Below are 2,468 nucleotides of genomic sequence, written 5' to 3' on the forward strand. Positions count from 1 at the left end.
CTGATCTGGCCGCGCCACATCGTGCCGATCCACACGAAGAACTTCATGCCGGTCGGCACCGCGATGAGGAAGCTCAGGAAGCTGAAGAACGGCAGCAGCACCTGCCCCGTGCCGAACATGTGGTGGGCCCACACGCTCATCGACAGGGCGCTGATCAGCAGGGTCGCGCCGACCAGCCCCTTGTAGCCGAACACCGGCTTGCGGCTGAACACCGGGATGACCTCGGTGATGATCCCGAAGAACGGCAGTGCGACCACGTACACCTCGGGGTGCCCGAAGAACCAGAACAGGTGCTGCCACAGCAGTGGGCCGCCGGTCTCCACGTTGAACACCTGGGCGCCCAGGATGCGGTCGGCGGCCAGGGCGAACAGCGCCGCGGCCAGGAACGGGAAGACCAGGACCACCAGCAGGCTGGTGAGCAGGATGTTCCACGTCATGATCGGCATCCGGAACATCGTCATGCCGGGCGCGCGCAGCGTCAGGATCGTGGTGATCATGTTGACGCCACCGAGGATCGTCCCGAGTCCCGAGACGGCGAGGCCGACGACCCACATGTTGCCGCCGACGCCGGGCGAGTGCAGGCTGTCGCTCAGCGGCGTGTACGCCGTCCAGCCGAAGTCGGCCGGCCCGCCCGGCGTGATGAAGCCGCCGAGGGCGATCAGCCCGCCGAACAGGTACAGCCAATACGCGAACGAGTTGAGCCGGGGAAACGCCACGTCGGGCGCGCCGATCTGCAGTGGCACCACGAAGTTGGCGAAGGCGAACACGATGGGCGTCGCGAAGAACAGCAGCATGATCGTGCCGTGCATGGTGAACAGCTGGTTGTACTGCTCCGGCGACAGGATCTGCATGCCCGGGCGGGCCAGCTCGGCGCGCATGATCAGCGCCATCAACCCGCCCGCCAGGAAGAACCCGAACGCGGAGATCATGTACATGATCCCGATCTGCTTCGCGTCGGTGGTGCGCAGGATCCGCGCGATGGCGGACCCTTTCACCTGGCGGCGGATCGGGTACGGCCGGCTGACCACCGGCCGTGGAGCGATTGCCGTCATGCGGACTCCTCAGCCGTGCGTGTGGCACCGTGGTGGCTCTGTGGTGGCTCCGTGGCGTTCGACCCGTCGCCGGGCGCGTCCGGTTACCCCGGCCGTCGCGGCTTTAACATCCGCCCGATGTGGCCGTTCCGGCATTGAGGGTTAGACTGTCGTCGAACTGACCATCTTCCCCGCCCTGTGTCCGCGGACTGACGTCACGGAGTTGACGTATGTCCACGTATCTGACCCGGCGGGCGGCGCCTGAACCGCTGGAAGACCTCGACGAGGTCGCCGTGCGCTACGCCACGGACCGGCGCCTGCTGCCGCCGGAGCAGCATGCGCGCCTGCGCGACGAACTGATCACATCGATGTTGCCGTTCGCCGGTCGGCTGGCTCGCCGGTACCGCAGCGCCGCCGAGTCCCCGGAGGATCTCGAGCAGGTGGCGCGGCTCGGTCTGGTCAAGGCCGTCGACCGCTACGACCCCGAGCGCGGGTCGTTCACCGCCTTCGCGGTCACCACGATCTCGGGCAGCCTGAAGCGGCACTTCCGCGACCACACCTGGGGCGTGCACGTCCCGCGCAGGCTCCAAGAGCTCACGCTCGCCGTCGTGCACGCCGAGAACGCCTTGACGGCGGAGCTGGGCCGGCGTCCCGCCGCCCAGGAGGTGGCTCAGCGCTGCGGAGTCGACGCGTCCGAGGTGGTGGGCGCCCGCCGGTCGAGCGCCGGATACCGCCCGATCTCGCTCAGCATGCCGGTGGGGGAAACCGGTGAAGGGCTGGGCGACATGTTCGGCGATGCGGACCCCGCGATGGAGGCGGTGGCCGACCAGCAGACCGTACGCCGGCTCATCTCGCAGCTTCCCCCGCGCGAGCGACGGATCCTGCTGGAGCGCTTCTACGGTAACCGCACGCAGGCCGACATCGCGGCCGACCTCGGCGTCTCCCAGATGCACGTCTCCCGGCTTCTCAGCCGCACCCTCGCCTGGCTGCGTGCCGCGATGCTCAGCGACGAGCCGCCACCCTGGCAGGGCGGCGCTCCGGACGTCGACCAGGTCGATCCACTGGTCACCGTGCGCCTGCAACCGTCGGGGGCATTGCGGGTGCTGGTCACCGGCGAGGTGGACCGCGACAACGCCGACCGGCTCCGGCAAGCGCTTCTCCGGCTGCTCGGCCACGGCGCGGCGCCCCGCATCGAGATCGACCTGCGCGGGGTGCCGTTCCTCGACGCGGCGGCGGTCTCGGTGTTGCTGTCGGTGCATGAGGCGGCGCGGGTGCGGTCGGTCGTGGTGACCGTCACCGGGCTGCAGCCCGCCGTCCGGCGCATCGCCACCGTCGCGGGGCTCGGAGCGCTGCTGCCCTCCGACGCGGGCGGTCAGAGCTCCTGATCCGGGCGCTCAGCCCTCGGCGGGCTGGGCGACCAGGGGGGCGAGGTGGGCG

General features: G+C 69.8%; 2 protein-coding genes. One reads left to right on the plus strand and one right to left on the minus strand.

Features of this window, described 5'->3' with window-relative positions; all coding sequences use genetic code 11:
- Positions 1-1,052 (minus strand): cbb3-type cytochrome c oxidase subunit I (locus AB0M20_RS38155; protein WP_364305750.1); only part of this gene is annotated, 1,052 nt, incomplete at its 3' end.
- Positions 1,053-1,261: 209 nt separating this feature from the next.
- On the opposite strand from AB0M20_RS38155, the gene AB0M20_RS38160 reads away from it, so the two are divergent.
- Positions 1,262-2,416 carry a SigB/SigF/SigG family RNA polymerase sigma factor gene (locus tag AB0M20_RS38160; RefSeq protein WP_364305752.1) on the plus strand — a complete coding sequence of 385 codons (1,155 nt, stop codon included), beginning with the start codon at positions 1,262-1,264 and terminating at the stop codon, positions 2,414-2,416.
- Positions 2,417-2,468: the final 52 nt, after the last annotated feature.

Source organism: Actinoplanes sp. NPDC051633 (assembly GCF_040681735.1).
Classification (GTDB): Bacteria; Actinomycetota; Actinomycetes; order Mycobacteriales; family Micromonosporaceae; genus Actinoplanes.

Excerpts from the sequence above, each read along its gene's own strand:
- AB0M20_RS38160 (WP_364305752.1), top strand. The coding sequence starts at position 1,262 with ATGTCCACGTATCTGACCCGGCGGGCGGCGCCTGAACCGCTGGAAGAC.